Origin of the sequence: Pseudomonas sp. 43mfcvi1.1, assembly GCF_900115935.1 — a bacterium.
In the GTDB taxonomy this organism is placed as follows: Bacteria; Pseudomonadota; Gammaproteobacteria; order Pseudomonadales; family Pseudomonadaceae; genus Aquipseudomonas; species Aquipseudomonas bijieensis.
Genome location: NZ_UETT01000006.1, coordinates 143127 through 159403 on the forward strand (window position 1 = coordinate 143127; position 16277 = coordinate 159403).

Sequence of the window (16277 nt, forward strand, 5' to 3'; positions counted from 1 at the left end):
CCATCCGGTTAATGGCTCAGGCCATATTTTTTGACTTTGTCGAACAGCGTGGTCTTGGCCATGCCCAGTTCCTGGCTGGCCTGGGTCAGGTTGCCACCGCTGCGTTGCAGGGCGTCCACCAGCAGGTTGCGCTCGAAGGCTTCCACTGCTTCGGCAAAGGCCAGGCCCTGGCTGGCGCCACTGGCGCCGGACCTCTTGAACGCCGGCAGGCCCAGGGCATAGCGCTCGGCGACGTTGCGCAGCTCGCGCACGTTGCCCGGCCAGTCGTGGCTCATCAGGTTCGACAGGGTCTGGTTGTCCAGCTCCGGCACCGTACGGTCGAAGCGCAGGGACGACTGTTGGAGGAAGTGTTCGAACAGTTGCAGGATGTCTTCGCGCCGCTCGCGCAGTGGTGGCAGTTCCAGGGTCACTACGTTTAGGCGATAATACAGGTCGCTGCGAAACTGCCCATTCCGGCCCATTTCGTCCAGGTCGGACTTGGTGGCGGCGATCACCCGGCAATCCACGGCCACGCTCTGGTTCGAACCCAGGCGCTCGAGGGTGCGTTCCTGCAACACGCGCAGCAACTTGATCTGCAAGGGCAGGGGCATGCTTTCCACTTCGTCGAGAAACAGCGTGCCGCCATCGGCGTGCTCGATCTTGCCGATCCGGCGTTTGCCGGCGCCGGTGAAGGCATTGGCTTCGTGGCCGAAAATCTCGCTTTCGAACAGGTTCTCCGGCAGACCGCCGCAGTTCAGCGCGACGAACTGTTTGTCGTGGCGGCGGCTGAAGTCATGCAGGCAGCGGGCGACCAGTTCCTTGCCGGTGCCGGTTTCGCCTTCGATCAGCACGTTGGCCGAGGTGTCGGCGACGTTGGCGATCAGCGCCCGCAGGTGCTGCATGGCCGGCGAGCGGCCAATGATCCGGCCTTCCAGGGAGTCGCGCTCGGCCAATTGCCGACGCAGCGATGACACCTCTCGGGCCAGGCTGCGCTGCTCCAGGGCGCGGCGAGCGACGTCCACCAGGCGTTCCGGAGAGAAGGGTTTCTCCATGAAGTCATAGGCGCCTTTTTGCATGGCGCCCACGGCCATGGAGATGTCGCCGTGGCCGGTGATCAGCACCACTGGCAGGCTGCGGTCCCGCGCCTTGAGGCGGGTCAGCAGCTCCAGGCCGTCGATGCCCGGCAGGCGAATGTCGCTGATGACGATGCCGGCAAAGTTATCGTCGACGCGCTCCAGGGCCTCTTCGGCGCTGCCCACGCCGATGCAGGGAATGTCTTCCAGGCTCAGGGCCTGCTGGCAGCCCAGCAGGACGTGGGGGTCGTCTTCGACGATCAGTACGCTCAGGTCGTGGTTCATAGCGGCTCGGCAGGTGAAAGGCTTACCAACGGTAAACTGAGGACAAATGTGGTGCCACGTTCAAGCGGATACTCGACGCCCAGGTGCCCGCCAGCGGCGGCGGCCAGGCTCGCCGAGAGCGTCAGGCCCAGGCCCAGCCCCTGTTCGCCAGGTTTGGTGGTGAAGAACGGTTCGAACAAATGCTTGCGGGCCTCTGGATCGATGCCGTGGCCATTGTCCCGCACCCGCAGGCGATATTTGCCATCGGCGGCCTGGCCTTCGAGCCACAGTTTCGGCTCGGGTTGCGTCTGCATGGCGTCCAGGGCATTGCCGATCAGGTTCACCAGGATCTGCTCCAGGCGGGTCTGGTCGATTTGCAATTGGACGTCATCGAAGCCGCTGTGGATTTGGATGTCCAGGCTTTCCAGGCGCCCGCCCAGCAGTTGCAGCGCCGCCTCGACGGCCTTGCCCAGGCTCGCCCGGCCCTGGTCATCGCCGCGCCGGGCGAAGGCGCGCAGGCTGGCGGTGATCCGGCCCATGCGGTCGATCAAATCGTTGATGGTATTGAGGTTGGTGCTGGCGATGTCCAACTGACCGCGCTCCAGGAAGCGCACGGTATTGCCGGACAAGGTGCGCAGCGCCGCCAGCGGCTGGTTGAGTTCATGGGCGATGCTGGTGGACATCTGGCCGATGGCCGCCAGTTTGCCGGCCTGGACCAGTTCGTCCTGGGCTCGGCGCAACGTCTCTTCGGCCTGGCGCCGCTCGCGGATCTGGCCCTTGAGTCGTTCGTTGCTGGCACGCAGGTCGGTGGTGCGTTCGGTAATCCGACGTTCGAGCTGGTTGTTGGCTTCCTGCAAGGCTTCCCGGGCGGCGAGGCGGGTGGCGATGACCTTGCGCCGTTCATTCCAGGCGATCAGCAGGAACGCCACCAAGGCGAACGCCACGGCCACCAGGATGCCTTGGTTGATCGCCTGGCGCCGCAGGTCTTCGAGAGGGGTGAGCAGAGTGAAATTCCACGGGGTATCGCTCAAGGGCCGGGTCTGCGACAAATAGCTGATGGCGCGCTCGTCGGACACCAGTTCGCTATTGGCCGGGAAGGTCAGCTTCTCCATGCCTTCGGCCAGGCGTTCCCGGGCCAGGGGCACCAGTTCATTGAGCGGAAACCAGTAATATTGCAGGCTGCGGGCCAGGCGTTCCTTGGTGTCGTCGCTCAGCGGGCGTACCGACTTGAGCCGTCGCGCCGGGTCGCTGGACAGGATGATGATGCCGTTCTCATCACTGACGAAGGCCTCCAGCCGTGCTCGTTGCCAGCGCTCTTCCATGGCTTCGAGGCGCACCTTGACCACGGCCACGCCGATGATCTTGCCTTGTTGTTCCAGACCATGGGCCAGGTAATAGCCGGGTTCGCCATTGGTGCTGCCGATGCCGTAGAACCGCCCCGGCTGGCCGCGTACGGCGTTCTGGAAATAGGCGCGAAACGACAGGTCCTCGCCCAGGTAACTGTCGACGTCGCGCCAGTTGCTGGTGGCCATCACCCGGCCGGTGGTGTCCATCACGTAGATAGCTCGGCTGCGGCTGCGGCGGTTCAGGCCTTCGAGGTATTCGTTGACGGTTTTGCGATGTTCGGGCGTAGGGTCGTCGAGCAGTTGCGAGACGCTCGATTCAAGCTCCAGCAGGCTGGGCAGGTAGGTGTACTTGCTGATCTCGCTCTCGACCGCACGGGCGTGCAGCTCCAACTGGCGCTCGCCATTCTCGGCGAGGCCACGTACGCCATAGTGTTCGCTGATCCAGAAGCCGAGGTAACCCAGGCCGATCATCAGGGCGATGACCAGGGGCGGCAGGAACAGATGGCGAATCAGGCGGGGTTTCACGGCGAGTGATGGCGGCGCGGCGCGATAGAGGGTGGGGTCGCATTTCATCACAGATGCCTTGGGTCAACCACAACACAAATCCTTATGCCGACATCGATCCCCTTGTGGGAGCGAGCCTGCTCGCGATAGCGGACTTACATTCAACATCGATGTTGACTGTGCCGGCGTCATCGCGAGCAGGCTCGCTCCTACAGGGTTTTGCGCAAACGTGCTTTTAGTGCTGCAGGATTTTCTCGAGGAAATGCTGCGCGCGTTCGGAGCGGGCGCTGATGTCGCCGAAGAACTCTTCTTTCTTGCAGTCTTCGATGATCTGGCCCTGGTCCATGAAGATCACCCGGTTCGCCACTTTGCGGGCGAAGCCCATTTCGTGGGTCACGCACATCATGGTCATGCCTTCGTGAGCCAGTTGCACCATCACGTCGAGCACTTCGTTGACCATTTCCGGGTCAAGGGCCGAGGTCGGTTCGTCGAACAGCATCACCACCGGGTCCATCGCCAGCGCACGGGCAATCGCCACGCGCTGTTGCTGGCCGCCGGAGAGCTGGCCCGGGTGCTTGTGGGCGTGGGCCGAGAGACCAACCCGTTCAAGCAGTTGCAGGCCTTTCTTGGTGGCTTCTTCCTTGCTGCGCCCCAACACCTTGATCTGCGCGATGGTCAGGTTTTCGGTGATGGTCAGGTGCGGGAACAGTTCGAAATGCTGGAACACCATGCCCACCCGCGAGCGCAGTTTCGGCAGGTTGGTCTTCGGGTCGGCGATGGACGTGCCATCGACCACGATGTCGCCTTTCTGGAACGGTTCCAGGGCGTTCACGCATTTGATCAGCGTGGATTTGCCCGAGCCCGATGGCCCGCACACCACCACAACCTCACCCTTGCTGACCTCGGTGCTGCAATTGGTCAGTACCTGGAAGTCCCCATACCACTTGTTGATGTTCTTGATAGAGATCATACGGCGAACCTTTTTTGCAGACGCTTGACCAGCAGCGAGGCGGCAAAGCTGATTGTGAAGTACACGAGACCTGCGATGATCAGGAACTCATTGGAGCGGCCGATGATGTCGCCATTGGCCCGCGAAGCATTGAGGAAGTCCACCAGGCCGACCGTGTAGACCAGCGAGGTGTCCTGAAACAGGATGATGCTCTGTTGCAGCAGCAGCGGGGTCATCTTGCGAAACGCCTGGGGCAGGATGATCAGGCGCATGGTCTGGCCGTAATTCATCCCCAGCGCCTGGGCGGCACCCATCTGGCCCTTGGGGATCGACTGCACGCCGGCCCGGACGATTTCGCAGAAGTACGCCGCCTCGAACATCATGAATGCCACGACGCAGGAGCCGAACGCGCCGATGGGCGTGTCTTCGCCGGTGATCCAGCGCAGCACGAACGGCACCGCCAGGTAGAACCAGGTGATGACCAGCAGCAGCGGAATCGAGCGGAAATAGTTGACGTAGGCGCCCGCGATATTGGAGACCAGCTTGTTGTGGGACAGGCGCATCAGCGCCAGGATCGTCCCCAGAATGATCCCGCCGACGACGCCCAGGGCCATCAGCTTGAGGGTCATCACCATGCCGTTCCACAAACCGGGAATGGCCGGGATGATGCCAGTGAAGTCGAATTCCATTATTTACCCCCCACGGAGATCAGGCCGGGCACCGCGACTTTCTTCTCGACCATGCGCATGAGCAGCATCAGGCTCATGTTCAAGGTGAAATAGATCAGCGTTGCCAGGGTAAAGGCTTCGAACAGGTTGGCGGAGAACTCGGCGGTCTGCTTGGTCTGCGCGAGCAGTTCCATGAGGCCGATCAGCGAGGCCACGGAGGAGTTCTTGAAGACGTTGAGGAATTCCGAGGTAAGCGGCGGAATGATGATCCGGTAGGCCTGGGGCAGCAGCACGTTCCAGTAGATCTGCGGCAGCTTGAAGCCCATGGCGCGGGCGGCGGATTCCTGGCCGCGCGGCAGTGCCTGGATGCCGGTACGCACCTGTTCGCAGACCCGGGCGGCGGTGAACAGGCCCAGGCACACGACGACGCTCAGGTAGGCCGAGGTGGTCGGGTTCAGGTCCTGTTTGTACCACTCCTGCATATCGGCGGGCAGCAGGTCCGGCACCAGGAAGTACCAGATGAACAGCTGAACCAGCAGCGGCACGTTACGGAAAAGCTCCACGTAGCACGTGGCGATACCCGACACCAGCCGGTTCGGCACGGTACGCATCACACCCAGAATCGAGCCCAGCAGCAGGGCTATGATCCAGGCCACGACGGCGATGGCGATGGTCCAGCCCAGGCCGGCCACGTACCAGTCGAGATAGGTCTCGCTGCCCACGCCGGTGGACTTGAAGAACACGCCCCAGTCCCAGTTGTAATTCATTAGGGTCTCCCCTCAGATCGTTCGATGTACAAGTGCCCGCCTGGGGAAACTCCGTTCCCGCCCGGCTTGGAGGCCAGGCACACGCGATCGGCTCGACAGCCACCGGTTCGAGTGTTTCCAGATTTGCCAGCAGGGAGTGACCATCCCCTGAAAGGGCCGGGCCCCTTCAGGAGATAAGGTTAGTCAGAAATCAGGACTTCTTGTCGTCAGCCGCTTTGTCGGTCGGGTTGGCGATCAATTTCTTGAGCTCTTCGCTCATCGGGAAGTTCAGGTTCAGGCCTTTTGGCGGGATAGGTTGCATGAACCACTTCTCGTAGATCTTGTTGATCTCGCCCGAAGCGTAGGTCGCCTTGATGGCGTCATCGACAGCTTTTTTGAACGGCTCGTCGCCCTTGCGCATCATGCAGCCGTAGATTTCGTAGGACTGTGGCGTACCGGTCACGGCCCAGTCATCGGCTTTCTTGGCCTTGGCGGCTTCGCCAGCCAGCAGGGCGTCGTCCATCATGAACGCGACGGCACGGCCCGATTCCAGCATCTGGAAGGATTCGCCATGGTCCTTGGCGGAGATGACGTTCATGCCCATCTGCTTGTCGGCGTTCATCGCCTTGAGCAGGCGCTCGGACGTGGTGCCGGCGGTGGTCACGACGTTCTTGCCTTTGAGGTCGTCGAAATCCTTGTACTTGGAATCTTTCTTGGACAGCAGCTTGGTGCCGATCTCGAAGATGCCAACGGAGAAGTCAACCTGCTGCTGACGCTCGACGTTGTTGGTGGTGGAGCCGCATTCCAGGTCCACGGTGCCGTTTTGCACCAGCGGGATACGGGTTTGCGAGGTGACCAGGTTGTACTTGACCTGCAGGTTGGGCAGGTCCAGGTCTTTCTTGATCGCTTCGACGACTTTGAGCTGGATGTCGTGAGAGTAGCCGACAGGCTTGCCGGAAGCGTCTGCGATGTAGGAGAACGGAATGGAAGCGTCGCGATGGCCAAGCGTGATAACGCCGGACTCTTTGATCTTTTTCAGTGTGCCGGTCAGTTCGGCTGCGAAAACCGGAGTGCTGATCAGAGCGGCAGCAATGGCTGCGCCCAGGAGATGGGGAACGATACGCATCGATGTTTCCTCGACATTGTTTTTTTTATTTCGGCCGGTTCGTCGGCCCTGAGTACTTCGAAGTGCCTGGTAGCTCCTGTTGTGTTGGCGAACAGGCATTCGTCTCCAGGAGTGTAGAGCATGACTCGTGCCAGGCCAGGACGGTCTGTTTAACTTGTTGTTTTATTTGGTAATTAATGTTTTGTTTCAGGTTTCATGCGGGCTGCTTCATCCGGTTAGCCGAACTGACTGGCGGGTCGTGTTCGGAAAACCGAATGGCTCTGGCACCCAACATCAAACCACTGTGGGAGCGAGCCTGCTCGCGATGAGGCATTAGCATCTACATCTAAGGGGCTGACATACCGCTATCGCGAGCAGGCTCGCTCCCACAAGGGATAAGTGATGTATGCCAGAGAGCAAAAAGCCCCTGAATCGCAGGATTCAGGGGCTTTTGGTATCGCAGTCTATTGTTCAGGCCGCTTCGATCTTGCGACGGTTGTGCTCGACCTTGTCCAGGTACTGTTGCAGCTTCTCCTGTTCGACCGCAGTGGTGAACAAGCCCAGTTTGCTGCGGCGCCACAGGATGTCCTGGGCATCGACGGCCCACTCGTCGCTGCACAGATAATCGACTTCGCGGGTATAGAGGCCGGCGCCGATATGCTCGCCCAGGTCGCCCAGGTTGTGCACGCCTTCGAGCATGCGCCAGGTGCGGCTGCCGTAGGTGGTGGCCCAGCGGCGGGCAATCTCGGTTGGCAACCAGTCGAACTTGTCGCGGATCGCCGAGCACAGTGCCTGCGGGGTGGTCATGTTTTCGCCGCCGGGGAGGGCTTCCACGGCGGTCCAGCTCGGACGCATTTGCGTGAAATAGGGGCTCAGTTGCGCCATCGCCGATTCGGCCAGTTTGCGGTAGGTGGTCAGCTTGCCACCGAATACCGACAACAAGGGGGCCTCTTCACCGCCACCCGACAGCGCCAGGGTGTAGTCCCGGGTCACGGCCGACGGGTTGTCGGATTCGTCGTTGCACAGCGGACGCACGCCGGAATAGCTGTGCAGGATATCGTCGCGGCTGATCTGTTTCTTGAAGTGGGCGTTGACCACCTTCAACAGGTAATCGGTTTCGCCTTCGGTGATCGCTACTTTGGCCGGATCACCGGTGTATTCGCGATCAGTCGTGCCGATCAGGGTGAACTGGTTCAGGTACGGAATGGTGAATACGATGCGCTGGTCTTCGTTTTGAAGAATGTGCGCATGCTCGCCTTCGTAGAGTTTCGGCACGATCAGGTGGCTGCCCTGGATCAGGCGAATGCCGTAGGGCGATTCCAGCTTCAGGTCATCGCGAATGAACTTGGCGACCCACGGGCCGGCGGCGTTGACCAGTGCCTTGGCGCGGATCGAAAACAGGCTGCCGTCGGCGCGCTCCAGGTGCAAGTGCCACAGGCCTTTGCTGCGGCGGGCGTTCACGCAGCGGGTGCGGGTGTGGACATGCGCACCTTTTTCCCGGGCGGCCATGGCATTGAGCACCACCAGCCGCGCATCGTCGACCCAGCAGTCGGAGTATTCGAAACCTTTGGTGATCTCGCTTTTCAGCGCACTGTCGGCACCGAATTTCAAACTCTTGGAGCCAGCGAGCTGTTCGCGTTTGCCCAGGTGATCGTAGAGAAACAGGCCTGCGCGAATCATCCACGCCGGACGCAGGTGCGGACGGTGAGGCAGCACGAAGCGCATTTGCTTGACGATATGCGGAGCCTTGGCCAGCAGCACTTCGCGCTCGGCCAGCGCTTCACGCACCAGGCGAAATTCATAATGTTCGAGGTAGCGCAGACCGCCGTGGATCAGCTTGCTGCTGGCCGATGAGGTGTGGCTGGCCAGGTCGTCCTTTTCGCAAAGGAACACCGAAAGACCGCGACCGGCAGCGTCCGCGGCAATCCCCACGCCGTTGATACCACCGCCAATGACGGCGATGTCGTAGATCTCGGCGAGAGGGGGCGTAGGCAAGGTAGAAGTGGGCATCGGCTGGCCTCGGGCTCTTTTCGTAATATTTGAATTCGAACATAAATGTTCATTTGCGAAAATACTAGCCCATAAAGACGGCAACAGCCAGTCAACTTCGATTGAAAATACTGATCAAGAGAAGCTGAAAGGAAAATTTTCGAACATGGAAGGAAGGGGGAAGGTGCCTGGGCACGCTTTTGTGGCGAGAGGGATTTGTGGAAAAAAGCTTCCTCGCGAAACAGGCGCCTCGTTCTATGTAGAAACTGTGTCGCCTTCATCGCGGGCAAGCCATGCTCCCACAGCACCCTTGCCACAGGGTATTGAGGAGGTCGTCAGACCACCTCCAGCCGAATCTTGTGTTGGCTCAGCAATTGCGCCAAAGCCGGCACCGGTTGCTGGTCGGTCACCAGGCAATCGATCAGGCTGATGGGGCCCAAGCGGACCATGGCGTTACGCCCGAATTTGCTGGAGTCCGCGGCCAATATAACTTGCCGGGCGTTGGCGATGATGGCTTGGGAGACTCGTACTTCCTGATAGTCGAAGTCCAGCAGGCTGCCGTCTTCATCGATCCCGCTGATGCCCACCAGGGCGAAGTCGACCTTGAACTGGTTGATGAAGTCGACGCTGGCCTGGCCCACCACGCCGCCGTCACGCCGTACGTTGCCGCCGGCGATCAGGACTTCGAAGTCGTCCTTGGCACTGAGGATCGAAGCCACGTGCAGGTTATTGGTGATGACTTTCAGATGGTTGTGATTAAGCAGCGCACGGGCGATGGATTCGGTGGTGGTACCGATGTTGATGAACAGCGAGGCATGATCGGGGATCTGGGCGGCGATGGCTTCGGCGATGCGTTGCTTTTCATCGCGCATCTGATCGGCGCGCATGGCGTAGGCGGTGTTTTCCACGCTTGAGTCGTAGGCGGCGCCGCCGTGGTAGCGGCGCAGCAGGTTCACTTCCGCCAGTTGGTTGATATCACGGCGGATGGTTTGCGGGGTAACGACGAATAGCTGCGCCATTTCCTCGATGCTGACATAGCCGCGTTCGCGGACCAGTTCGAGAATTTGCTGCTGGCGGGGAGGCAGATTCATGGGGCTTCCTTTGGGCTGCCGTACAAAATTTGCCCATGATGCCGCAGGAATCCACTCCCGACCAGTTTCAGAACCTCATCGGGTTTTATTCAGCGTCTTCATGGGGCTCCCAATCACGGGTGCGACTGACCGCCTTCTGCCAGCCGGCGTAGAGTTTTTCCTTCGCCTGTTCGTCCAGTTGCGGTTCGAATTCGCGCTCGATCACCGCTTTGCCGCGCAGTTCTTCCAGGCTGCCCCAGAAGCCACATGCCAGGCCGGCCAGGTAGGCAGCACCCAAGGCCGTGGTTTCACGCATTTTCGGCCGCTCGACCTGGGTGCCCAGGATGTCGGCCTGGAATTGCATCAGGAAGTTGTTCGCCACCGCGCCGCCGTCGACGCGCAGGGCCCTGAGGCGTTCACCCGAATCCTGCTGCATGGCGTCGAGTACGTCGCGGGTCTGGTAGGCAATCGACTCCAGTGCCGCGCGAATGATGTGATCGACCCGTACGCCGCGGGTCAGGCCAAACAACGCGCCGCGGGCATAAGGGTCCCAATACGGCGCGCCGAGGCCGGTGAAGGCGGGCACCAGGTACACGCCGTTGCTGTCCTTGACCTTGTTGGCAAAGTATTCGGTATCCAGCGCGTCGTTGATGATCTTCAGTTCATCGCGCAGCCATTGGACCGTGGAGCCGCCATTGAATACCGCGCCTTCCAAGGCATAGGCCACTTCGCCGCGGGGACCGCAGGCGATGGTGGTGAGCATGCCGTGATTGGATTTGACGGCTTTTTCGCCGGTGTTCATCAGCAGGAAGCAGCCGGTGCCGTAGGTGTTTTTCGCTTGGCCCGGCTCCACGCACATCTGGCCGAAAAGAGCGGCCTGCTGGTCACCAGCGATGCCGCCAATAGCGATGCCGCTTTTGGTGCGGCCGTAAATCTCCGAGGACGATTTCACTTCCGGGAGCATTTCGCGGGGGATGTCGAGGATGTCGAGCATCTTCGCGTCCCACTCCAGTGAGTGAATGTTGAAGAGCATGGTGCGCGAGGCGTTGGTGTAGTCGGTGACGTGGACCTTGCCGCCGGTGAATTTCCAGATCAGCCAGCTGTCGACGGTGCCGAACAGCAGTTCTCCGTTGCGTGCACGCTCGCGGCTGCCTTCGACGTTGTCCAGGATCCACTTGAGCTTGGTGCCGGAGAAGTATGGGTCGGTGACCAGGCCGGTGGTTTCGCTGATGTATTGCTCGTGGCCGTCGCGCTTGAGCTGTTGGCAGATCTCGGTACTGCGGCGGCATTGCCAGACGATGGCGTTGTAGATCGGCCGGCCGGTGGTCTTGTCCCAGACGACGGTGGTTTCGCGCTGGTTGGTGATACCGATGGCGGCCACCTGGTCATGGTGCAGGCCAGCCTGGGCCAGGGCTTCGACCATGACCGCGCTCTGGGTGGCGAAGATTTCCATCGGGTCGTGTTCGACCCAGCCGGCCTGCGGATAATGCTGGGCGAATTCGCGCTGGGCGGTGCAGACCACGTTGGCGTCACGGTCGAAAATGATCGCGCGCGAGCTGGTCGTACCCTGGTCGAGGGCAATGATGTAGTTCTTGTTCTGTATGTCGGTCATGTCGATTGCCTTGGGACGTAAAAAAAGGGAGAGACCATGGCGCACGCTTGAAGGGGTAGGAGCATGCGCCCACTGTATTCAGGACGTTCTGGGCTTACCGTCAATGGAAGGTGTTGCATCCTTTGTAGCAGTTATGGCGCTGGGCAGGTGGCGGGCAATCAAGCCGCGATAGGCCGCGGCACCGAGGCACGCACCCACGATCGGTGCAAAAATCGGAACCAGGAAATACGGGATGTCGCGTCCACCCGTGAGGGAAATTTCACCCCAGCCGGCGAAGAAAGTCATCAGTTTAGGACCGAAGTCCCGCGCCGGGTTCATCGCAAAGCCTGTCAGTGGTCCCATGGAGCTGCCGATCACCGCGATCAGCAGGCCGATCAGCAGCGGCGCCAATGGGCCACGGGGCAAGCCATTGTTGTCATCGGTCAGGGACATGATTACCCCCATCAGGATGGCCGTGATGATCACTTCCACGAGAAAGGCTTGGCCGGTGGACAGCGCTGCGTGCGGGTAGGTGGAAAACACCGAGGCCAGTTCGAGGCTCGCTTCAGTGCCGCGAATCATGTGGCGGGACTGTTCGAAATCGAAGAATAGATTGCTGTACAGCGTGTAGACCAAGAGGGCGCCGCAAAAAGCGCCGGCCACTTGGGAAACCATGTAGAGAGGCAGTTTGCGCTTCTCGAAGTCAGTGAAAATGCACAGGGCAATGCTGACCGCGGGGTTGAGATGGGCGCCGGAAATGCCGGCGCTCAGATAGATCGCCATGCTGACGCCGACGCCCCAGATGATGCTGATTTCCCACAGGCCGAAACTCGCACCCGCGACCTTGAGCGCTGCGACGCAGCCGGTGCCGAAAAAGATCAGCAGGGCAGTGCCCAGGAATTCGGCCAGGCATTGGCTGGACAGGGACGGCTGTTGTAAAGCAATTGTCATTCAAACCTCGGTTTTTTGTTGTTTTGCTGCGCCTTCGACAAAGCTCGATTGCGCATTCCGCGCCGAGGCAGGATCCCCATCCTGATCTCGGGTTGCTGCTTGAGACCTGCGATATTACTTTCAGTTTCGAAAAAATATAGACAAGAAACGCTGGTGTCAAAGGTCGAAAGTGAACCATCGGTCACATTTCAACTATTCGCGGCGTGAATGACTTACCCGCCAGCGGCGTGTCACCGTGACGGTCGCGGTGTGCCAAGCCTTTTCGTGGGCGATGGCTTAGAATCCGGCCACTCTTTTTTGATTTCCTTGTCAGGAGCGGTCATGACACCCGCGTTGGATTTGCTTAAGAAAGTGCGCGCCGAACATCGCATCCACAGTTATGAGCACGATCCCAAGGCCGCGTCGTACGGCTTGGAAGCGGCGGAAAAGCTCGGCCTGGATCCGGCGCAAGTGTTCAAGACGTTGTTGGCGGCGAGCGAAAAAGGTGAATTGCTGGTGGCGGTGGTGCCAGTGGCCGGGACCCTGGATTTGAAAGGCCTGGCCCATGCCGCCGGGGTGAAGAAAGTCGAAATGGCCGACCCGGCCGCCGCGCAGCGTTCGACCGGTTATCTGCTCGGCGGCATCAGCCCGCTGGGGCAGAAGAAGCGCCTGCGCACTTTTATCGACAGCTCCGCACAGCCGCTCGCCACTATGTTTGTCAGTGCGGGGAGGCGCGGGTTGGAAGTCGAGTTGGCGCCTTCGGTATTGAAGGAGCACACCGGGGCGGCATTCGCTGATATCGGGCGTGCTTGAATAGAGTCGGTGCCTGCTGCGCAGCCAGGCGCAAACAAGTGCCCTCGCCACAAGGGTGTGAAAGGCTAAGCTTGGCGTCAGATCTTCTATCCCCAGGCTGTAGGGTGAAAATTCTGCTGATCTGTCACTGGATAAGCCGTGCCGCTGCGTCGCATGCTGGCGCATAAAAAAGGAGAAGTGCCATGCAGCTTGCGTTTCATCAGGTCGATGCGTTCAGTGATCGGCCGTTCGGCGGTAACCCGGCGATGGTCTATCGGCTCGACGGCTGGCTGGCCGACGACTTGATGCAGAAGATCGCCGCCGAACACAACCTGGCTGAAACCGCGTTTCTGGTGCGTGAAGGCCAGCATTGGCATATTCGTTGGTTCACGCCCACCACCGAAGTGCCGCTGTGTGGGCACGCCACGTTGGCCAGCGCTTATGTGCTGTTCGAGGTCTATCACGAAACGGTCGAGCGCCTGGATTTCATCTGCCGGTCCGGTTCGTTGAGCGTGACGCGTGAGGGTGATCGGCTGTGGCTGGATTTTCCGGCCATCGTGCCTGCCGAATTGGGCGCCTCCCTGGCCGTGCAGAGTGCCTTGGGCGTCGAAGCGGTGGATGTGCTGAGTTCCAACGAACTGTTTGTGGTGCTGGAGTCGGAGCAAGCGGTGCTCGATTGCAAGCCGGACATGGTGGCCTTGGCAAAACTGCCTTGGCCCGGGGCTATCGTGACTGCGCCGGGGAGCAAGCATGATTTTGTCTCGCGCTACTTTGCCCCGGCGATTGGCATCAACGAAGACCCGGTGACGGGCTCGACCCACTGCAGCCTGATTCCATACTGGTCCAAGCGTTTGGGTAAGCACGGGCTGACGGCTTATCAGTGCTCGGCCAGGGGTGGGGCTTTGTTTTGCCGGCTGGAAGGTGAGCGGGTGAAGATTGGCGGGAATGCGACGTTGGTGGCCAGTGGAACGTTGATGCTGGGTTGACTCTGCACTCCAGCCAATGAGATCGAATGTGTGAGCGAGCCTGCTCGCGATGGCGGCGGCTCAGCTTGCATCGATGCTGAATGTGCCTACGTCATCGCGAGCAGGCTCGCTCACACAGAATTTTGCATTTCTTCAGGTTTTAGCTGGAGGTGCTGTGACGCCGCACGCCGCTTTCCACCGGTGGTAGATGCGCCGCCGTGCTGCCCGAGGCCTGGAACAACACCAGGTGTTCAGCCGCGACGCGGATGCCCACACTGGCCTCGACCTGATGGTCGGCATGGCTGGGGAAGATCGATTCCAATTGCGCGCCTGTCGGTAATTGCAGGCGATACAAGGTTGACGCACCCAGGAAAGTCTTGCCGACGATTTTGGCGGTGAGCGGGCTGTCCGGTGCGTAGACGATATCGTCCGGGCGCAGCAACACATCCACCGCACCGCCGATGGGCCAGGTGTAGGCACGGTTGCCACGCAGGATGCCCAGCTCGGTCTGCACCGATTCCGGGCTCTCGAGTCGGCCGCGAATGAAGTAGCCCTGGCCAATGAAACTGGCGACGAACGGTGTCAGTGGTTCGTGATACAGGTTGTAGGGCGTGTCCCACTGTTCCAGTCGACCTTCCTTGAACACCCCGACATGGTCACTCACGGCGAAGGCTTCTTCCTGGTCGTGGGTGACCAGGATCGCGCTGGTGCCGCGGGCCTTGAGAATGTCCCGCACTTCATGGCTGAGCTTGCGGCGCAGCTCGCCATCGAGATTGGAAAACGGTTCATCGAGCAACAGCAGCTGTGGTGCTGGTGCCAGCGCGCGGGCCAGGGCCACGCGCTGTTGCTGGCCACCGGAAAGTTCATGGGGAAAACGCTTGCCCAGGTGCTTGAGGTTGACCAGTTCCAGCAATTCTTCGACGACACGATCCTTGTCCGGATGTTTGCGAATGCCAAAGGCAATGTTCTCGGCCACGCTCAGGTGGGGAAACAGGGCGTAGTCCTGGAACACCATGCCGATGCGGCGTTTCTCCGGGGCGAGGGTGAAGCCGGCGCGGGAAATGGTTTCCCCGGCCAGTTGGATTTCACCCTCGTGCACCGGTTCGAAGCCGGCGATGGCGCGCAACGTCGTGGTCTTGCCGCACCCGGACGAACCGAGCAGGCAACCGATATCACCGGCATTGAGGTGCAAGTTGAGGTTCTGGACCACCCGTTGGTCTTGATAACCGCAGGCCAGGTTGTGCAAGTTCAGCAGCAGGGGGTGACTCATGCGTGGTGATACGCCGGCTCGACCAGGAACTCGAGCAGGGCCTTTTGCGCATGGAGGCGATTCTCTGCCTGGTCCCATGCCACCGAGCGTGGATCATCCAGCAGGTCGAAGCTGATTTCCTCGCCACGGTGGGCAGGCAGGCAGTGCATGAACAACACGTCGGCATCCGCCAGGTCGAGCAATGCCCGGTTGACCTGGAGCGGTGCGAACAGCTTGAGGCGCTTGGCGGTTTCCTCTTCCTGGCCCATGGAGGTCCAGACGTCGGTGCTTACCAGATGCGCGCCGGCCACGGCCTGTTTCGGATCGCGGACGATGGACACCCGGTCCGCGGCCTTGGCGAGCAGCTCGGCATTGGGGTCATAACCTTCAGGGCAGGCAATGCGCAGTTGGAAGTCGAATTGAAGCGCCGCTTCTATATAGCTGTTGCACATGTTGTTGCCGTCGCCGATCCAGGCCACGGTCTTGCCCTGGATCGAGCCACGGTGTTCGAGGAAGGTCTGCATGTCGGCCAGTAACTGGCAGGGGTGCAGGTCATCGGACAGGCCATTGATGACGGGTACGCGGGAGTGGGCCGCGAACTCGGTCAGGGTGCTGTGGGCAAAGGTACGGATCATCATCGCGTCCAACATGCTCGACATGACGATGGCGCAATCGCTGATGGGTTCGCCACGGCCCAGCTGGGTGTCGCGCGGCGACAGGAAGATCGCCTGGCCGCCCAGTTGGATCATGCCGGCTTCGAAAGAGATGCGCGTGCGGGTCGATGATTTCTCGAAGATCATCCCCAACACACGGTTTTTCAAGGGCTCGAACAGTACGCCGCGGTTACGCAGGTCCTTGAGCTCCACGCCTCGACGGATCACACCGAGCAACTCATCGGGCGTGAAATCCATCAGGGAGAGAAAGTGCCTTGCGCTCATGATTGACTACCTTTTTGTAACTGACCGCAGATGCTCAAAGCCTTGTTTATTCAAAAAACGGGCGAGACCTGCGGCAAAAGCCGCACGGGGCGACGAAATAGGGGAAGGCGCGATCTTAT

The 16277-nt window shown here is 60.5% G+C and carries 14 protein-coding genes; 2 read left to right on the forward strand and 12 right to left on the reverse strand.

Going from position 1 to position 16277, the window contains the following annotated elements:
- Window positions 1-8 precede the first annotated feature (8 nt).
- The 10 genes from DTP52_RS13640 to DTP52_RS13690 form a co-directional block, all read right to left on the reverse strand.
- Entirely contained in the window at window positions 9-1337 is a 1329-nt protein-coding gene (locus DTP52_RS13640; RefSeq protein ID WP_109753830.1) for a sigma-54 dependent transcriptional regulator, read from the reverse strand.
- Window positions 1334-3235: an ATP-binding protein gene (locus DTP52_RS13645; protein ID WP_109753831.1), complete on the reverse strand. Its 1902-nt coding sequence runs from the start codon at window positions 3233-3235 to the stop codon at window positions 1334-1336. The genes DTP52_RS13640 and DTP52_RS13645 overlap by 4 nt, the downstream gene beginning before the upstream one ends.
- A gap of 166 nt (window positions 3236-3401) precedes the next feature.
- Window positions 3402-4136: an amino acid ABC transporter ATP-binding protein gene (locus DTP52_RS13655; protein WP_003204983.1), complete on the reverse strand. Its 735-nt coding sequence runs from the start codon at window positions 4134-4136 to the stop codon at window positions 3402-3404.
- Entirely contained in the window at window positions 4133-4804 is a 672-nt protein-coding gene (locus tag DTP52_RS13660) for an amino acid ABC transporter permease (RefSeq protein WP_109753832.1), read from the reverse strand. Before DTP52_RS13660 ends, DTP52_RS13655 begins: the two co-directional genes overlap by 4 nt.
- Window positions 4804-5550, reverse strand: a complete 747-nt coding sequence (locus tag DTP52_RS13665) for an amino acid ABC transporter permease (RefSeq protein WP_018614191.1) — start codon at window positions 5548-5550, stop codon at window positions 4804-4806. Before DTP52_RS13665 ends, DTP52_RS13660 begins: the two co-directional genes overlap by 1 nt.
- A gap of 190 nt (window positions 5551-5740) precedes the next feature.
- Window positions 5741-6655 carry a glutamate/aspartate ABC transporter substrate-binding protein gene (locus DTP52_RS13670; protein ID WP_109753833.1) on the reverse strand — a complete coding sequence of 305 codons (915 nt, stop codon included), beginning with the start codon at window positions 6653-6655 and terminating at the stop codon, window positions 5741-5743.
- Window positions 6656-7105: 450 nt separating this feature from the next.
- Complete coding sequence (glpD, locus tag DTP52_RS13675; protein ID WP_109753834.1) at window positions 7106-8644, reverse strand: glycerol-3-phosphate dehydrogenase; 1539 nt, start codon at window positions 8642-8644, stop codon at window positions 7106-7108.
- Window positions 8645-8958: 314 nt separating this feature from the next.
- Window positions 8959-9714 carry a DeoR/GlpR family transcriptional regulator gene (locus DTP52_RS13680; protein WP_109753835.1) on the reverse strand — a complete coding sequence of 252 codons (756 nt, stop codon included), beginning with the start codon at window positions 9712-9714 and terminating at the stop codon, window positions 8959-8961.
- 85 nt (window positions 9715-9799) lie between these two features.
- A complete protein-coding gene (gene glpK / locus DTP52_RS13685; protein ID WP_109753836.1) occupies window positions 9800-11305 on the reverse strand; it encodes a glycerol kinase GlpK in 1506 nt (501 codons plus the stop codon).
- Between the two features lie 78 nt (window positions 11306-11383).
- Window positions 11384-12235 carry an MIP/aquaporin family protein gene (locus DTP52_RS13690; protein WP_109753837.1) on the reverse strand — a complete coding sequence of 284 codons (852 nt, stop codon included), beginning with the start codon at window positions 12233-12235 and terminating at the stop codon, window positions 11384-11386.
- A 321-nt stretch (window positions 12236-12556) separates the two neighbouring features.
- On the opposite strand from DTP52_RS13690, the gene ybaK reads away from it, so the two are divergent.
- Together ybaK and DTP52_RS13700 are read left to right on the forward strand one after the other, a co-directional pair.
- A complete protein-coding gene (ybaK, locus tag DTP52_RS13695) occupies window positions 12557-13027 on the forward strand; it encodes a Cys-tRNA(Pro) deacylase (protein WP_109753838.1) in 471 nt (156 codons plus the stop codon).
- Between the two features lie 182 nt (window positions 13028-13209).
- Window positions 13210-13992, forward strand: a complete 783-nt coding sequence (locus DTP52_RS13700) for a PhzF family phenazine biosynthesis protein (protein ID WP_109753839.1) — start codon at window positions 13210-13212, stop codon at window positions 13990-13992.
- 139 nt (window positions 13993-14131) lie between these two features.
- On the opposite strand, the gene DTP52_RS13705 is transcribed toward DTP52_RS13700, so the two are convergent.
- Both DTP52_RS13705 and argF read right to left on the reverse strand, forming a co-directional pair.
- The gene (locus DTP52_RS13705; RefSeq protein ID WP_109753840.1) at window positions 14132-15241 is read right to left on the reverse strand and encodes an ABC transporter ATP-binding protein; all 1110 of its coding nucleotides are present in this window, start codon (window positions 15239-15241) and stop codon (window positions 14132-14134) included.
- Window positions 15238-16158, reverse strand: a complete 921-nt coding sequence (argF, locus tag DTP52_RS13710; protein ID WP_109753841.1) for an ornithine carbamoyltransferase — start codon at window positions 16156-16158, stop codon at window positions 15238-15240. Before argF ends, DTP52_RS13705 begins: the two co-directional genes overlap by 4 nt.
- Window positions 16159-16277 lie beyond the last annotated feature (119 nt).

Coding starts and splice junctions, on each gene's coding strand:
- argF (WP_109753841.1), bottom strand. CDS start 16,158: ATGAGCGCAAGGCACTTTCTCTCCCTGATGGATTTCACGCCCGATGAG.
- ybaK (WP_109753838.1), top strand. CDS start 12,557: ATGACACCCGCGTTGGATTTGCTTAAGAAAGTGCGCGCCGAACATCGC.
- DTP52_RS13670 (WP_109753833.1), bottom strand. CDS start 6,655: ATGCGTATCGTTCCCCATCTCCTGGGCGCAGCCATTGCTGCCGCTCTG.
- DTP52_RS13645 (WP_109753831.1), bottom strand. CDS start 3,235: ATGAAATGCGACCCCACCCTCTATCGCGCCGCGCCGCCATCACTCGCC.
- glpD (WP_109753834.1), bottom strand. CDS start 8,644: ATGCCCACTTCTACCTTGCCTACGCCCCCTCTCGCCGAGATCTACGAC.
- DTP52_RS13640 (WP_109753830.1), bottom strand. CDS start 1,337: ATGAACCACGACCTGAGCGTACTGATCGTCGAAGACGACCCCCACGTC.
- DTP52_RS13660 (WP_109753832.1), bottom strand. CDS start 4,804: ATGGAATTCGACTTCACTGGCATCATCCCGGCCATTCCCGGTTTGTGG.
- DTP52_RS13655 (WP_003204983.1), bottom strand. CDS start 4,136: ATGATCTCTATCAAGAACATCAACAAGTGGTATGGGGACTTCCAGGTA.
- DTP52_RS13665 (WP_018614191.1), bottom strand. CDS start 5,550: ATGAATTACAACTGGGACTGGGGCGTGTTCTTCAAGTCCACCGGCGTG.
- DTP52_RS13680 (WP_109753835.1), bottom strand. CDS start 9,714: ATGAATCTGCCTCCCCGCCAGCAGCAAATTCTCGAACTGGTCCGCGAA.
- DTP52_RS13705 (WP_109753840.1), bottom strand. CDS start 15,241: ATGAGTCACCCCCTGCTGCTGAACTTGCACAACCTGGCCTGCGGTTAT.
- DTP52_RS13700 (WP_109753839.1), top strand. CDS start 13,210: ATGCAGCTTGCGTTTCATCAGGTCGATGCGTTCAGTGATCGGCCGTTC.
- glpK (WP_109753836.1), bottom strand. CDS start 11,305: ATGACCGACATACAGAACAAGAACTACATCATTGCCCTCGACCAGGGT.
- DTP52_RS13690 (WP_109753837.1), bottom strand. CDS start 12,235: ATGACAATTGCTTTACAACAGCCGTCCCTGTCCAGCCAATGCCTGGCC.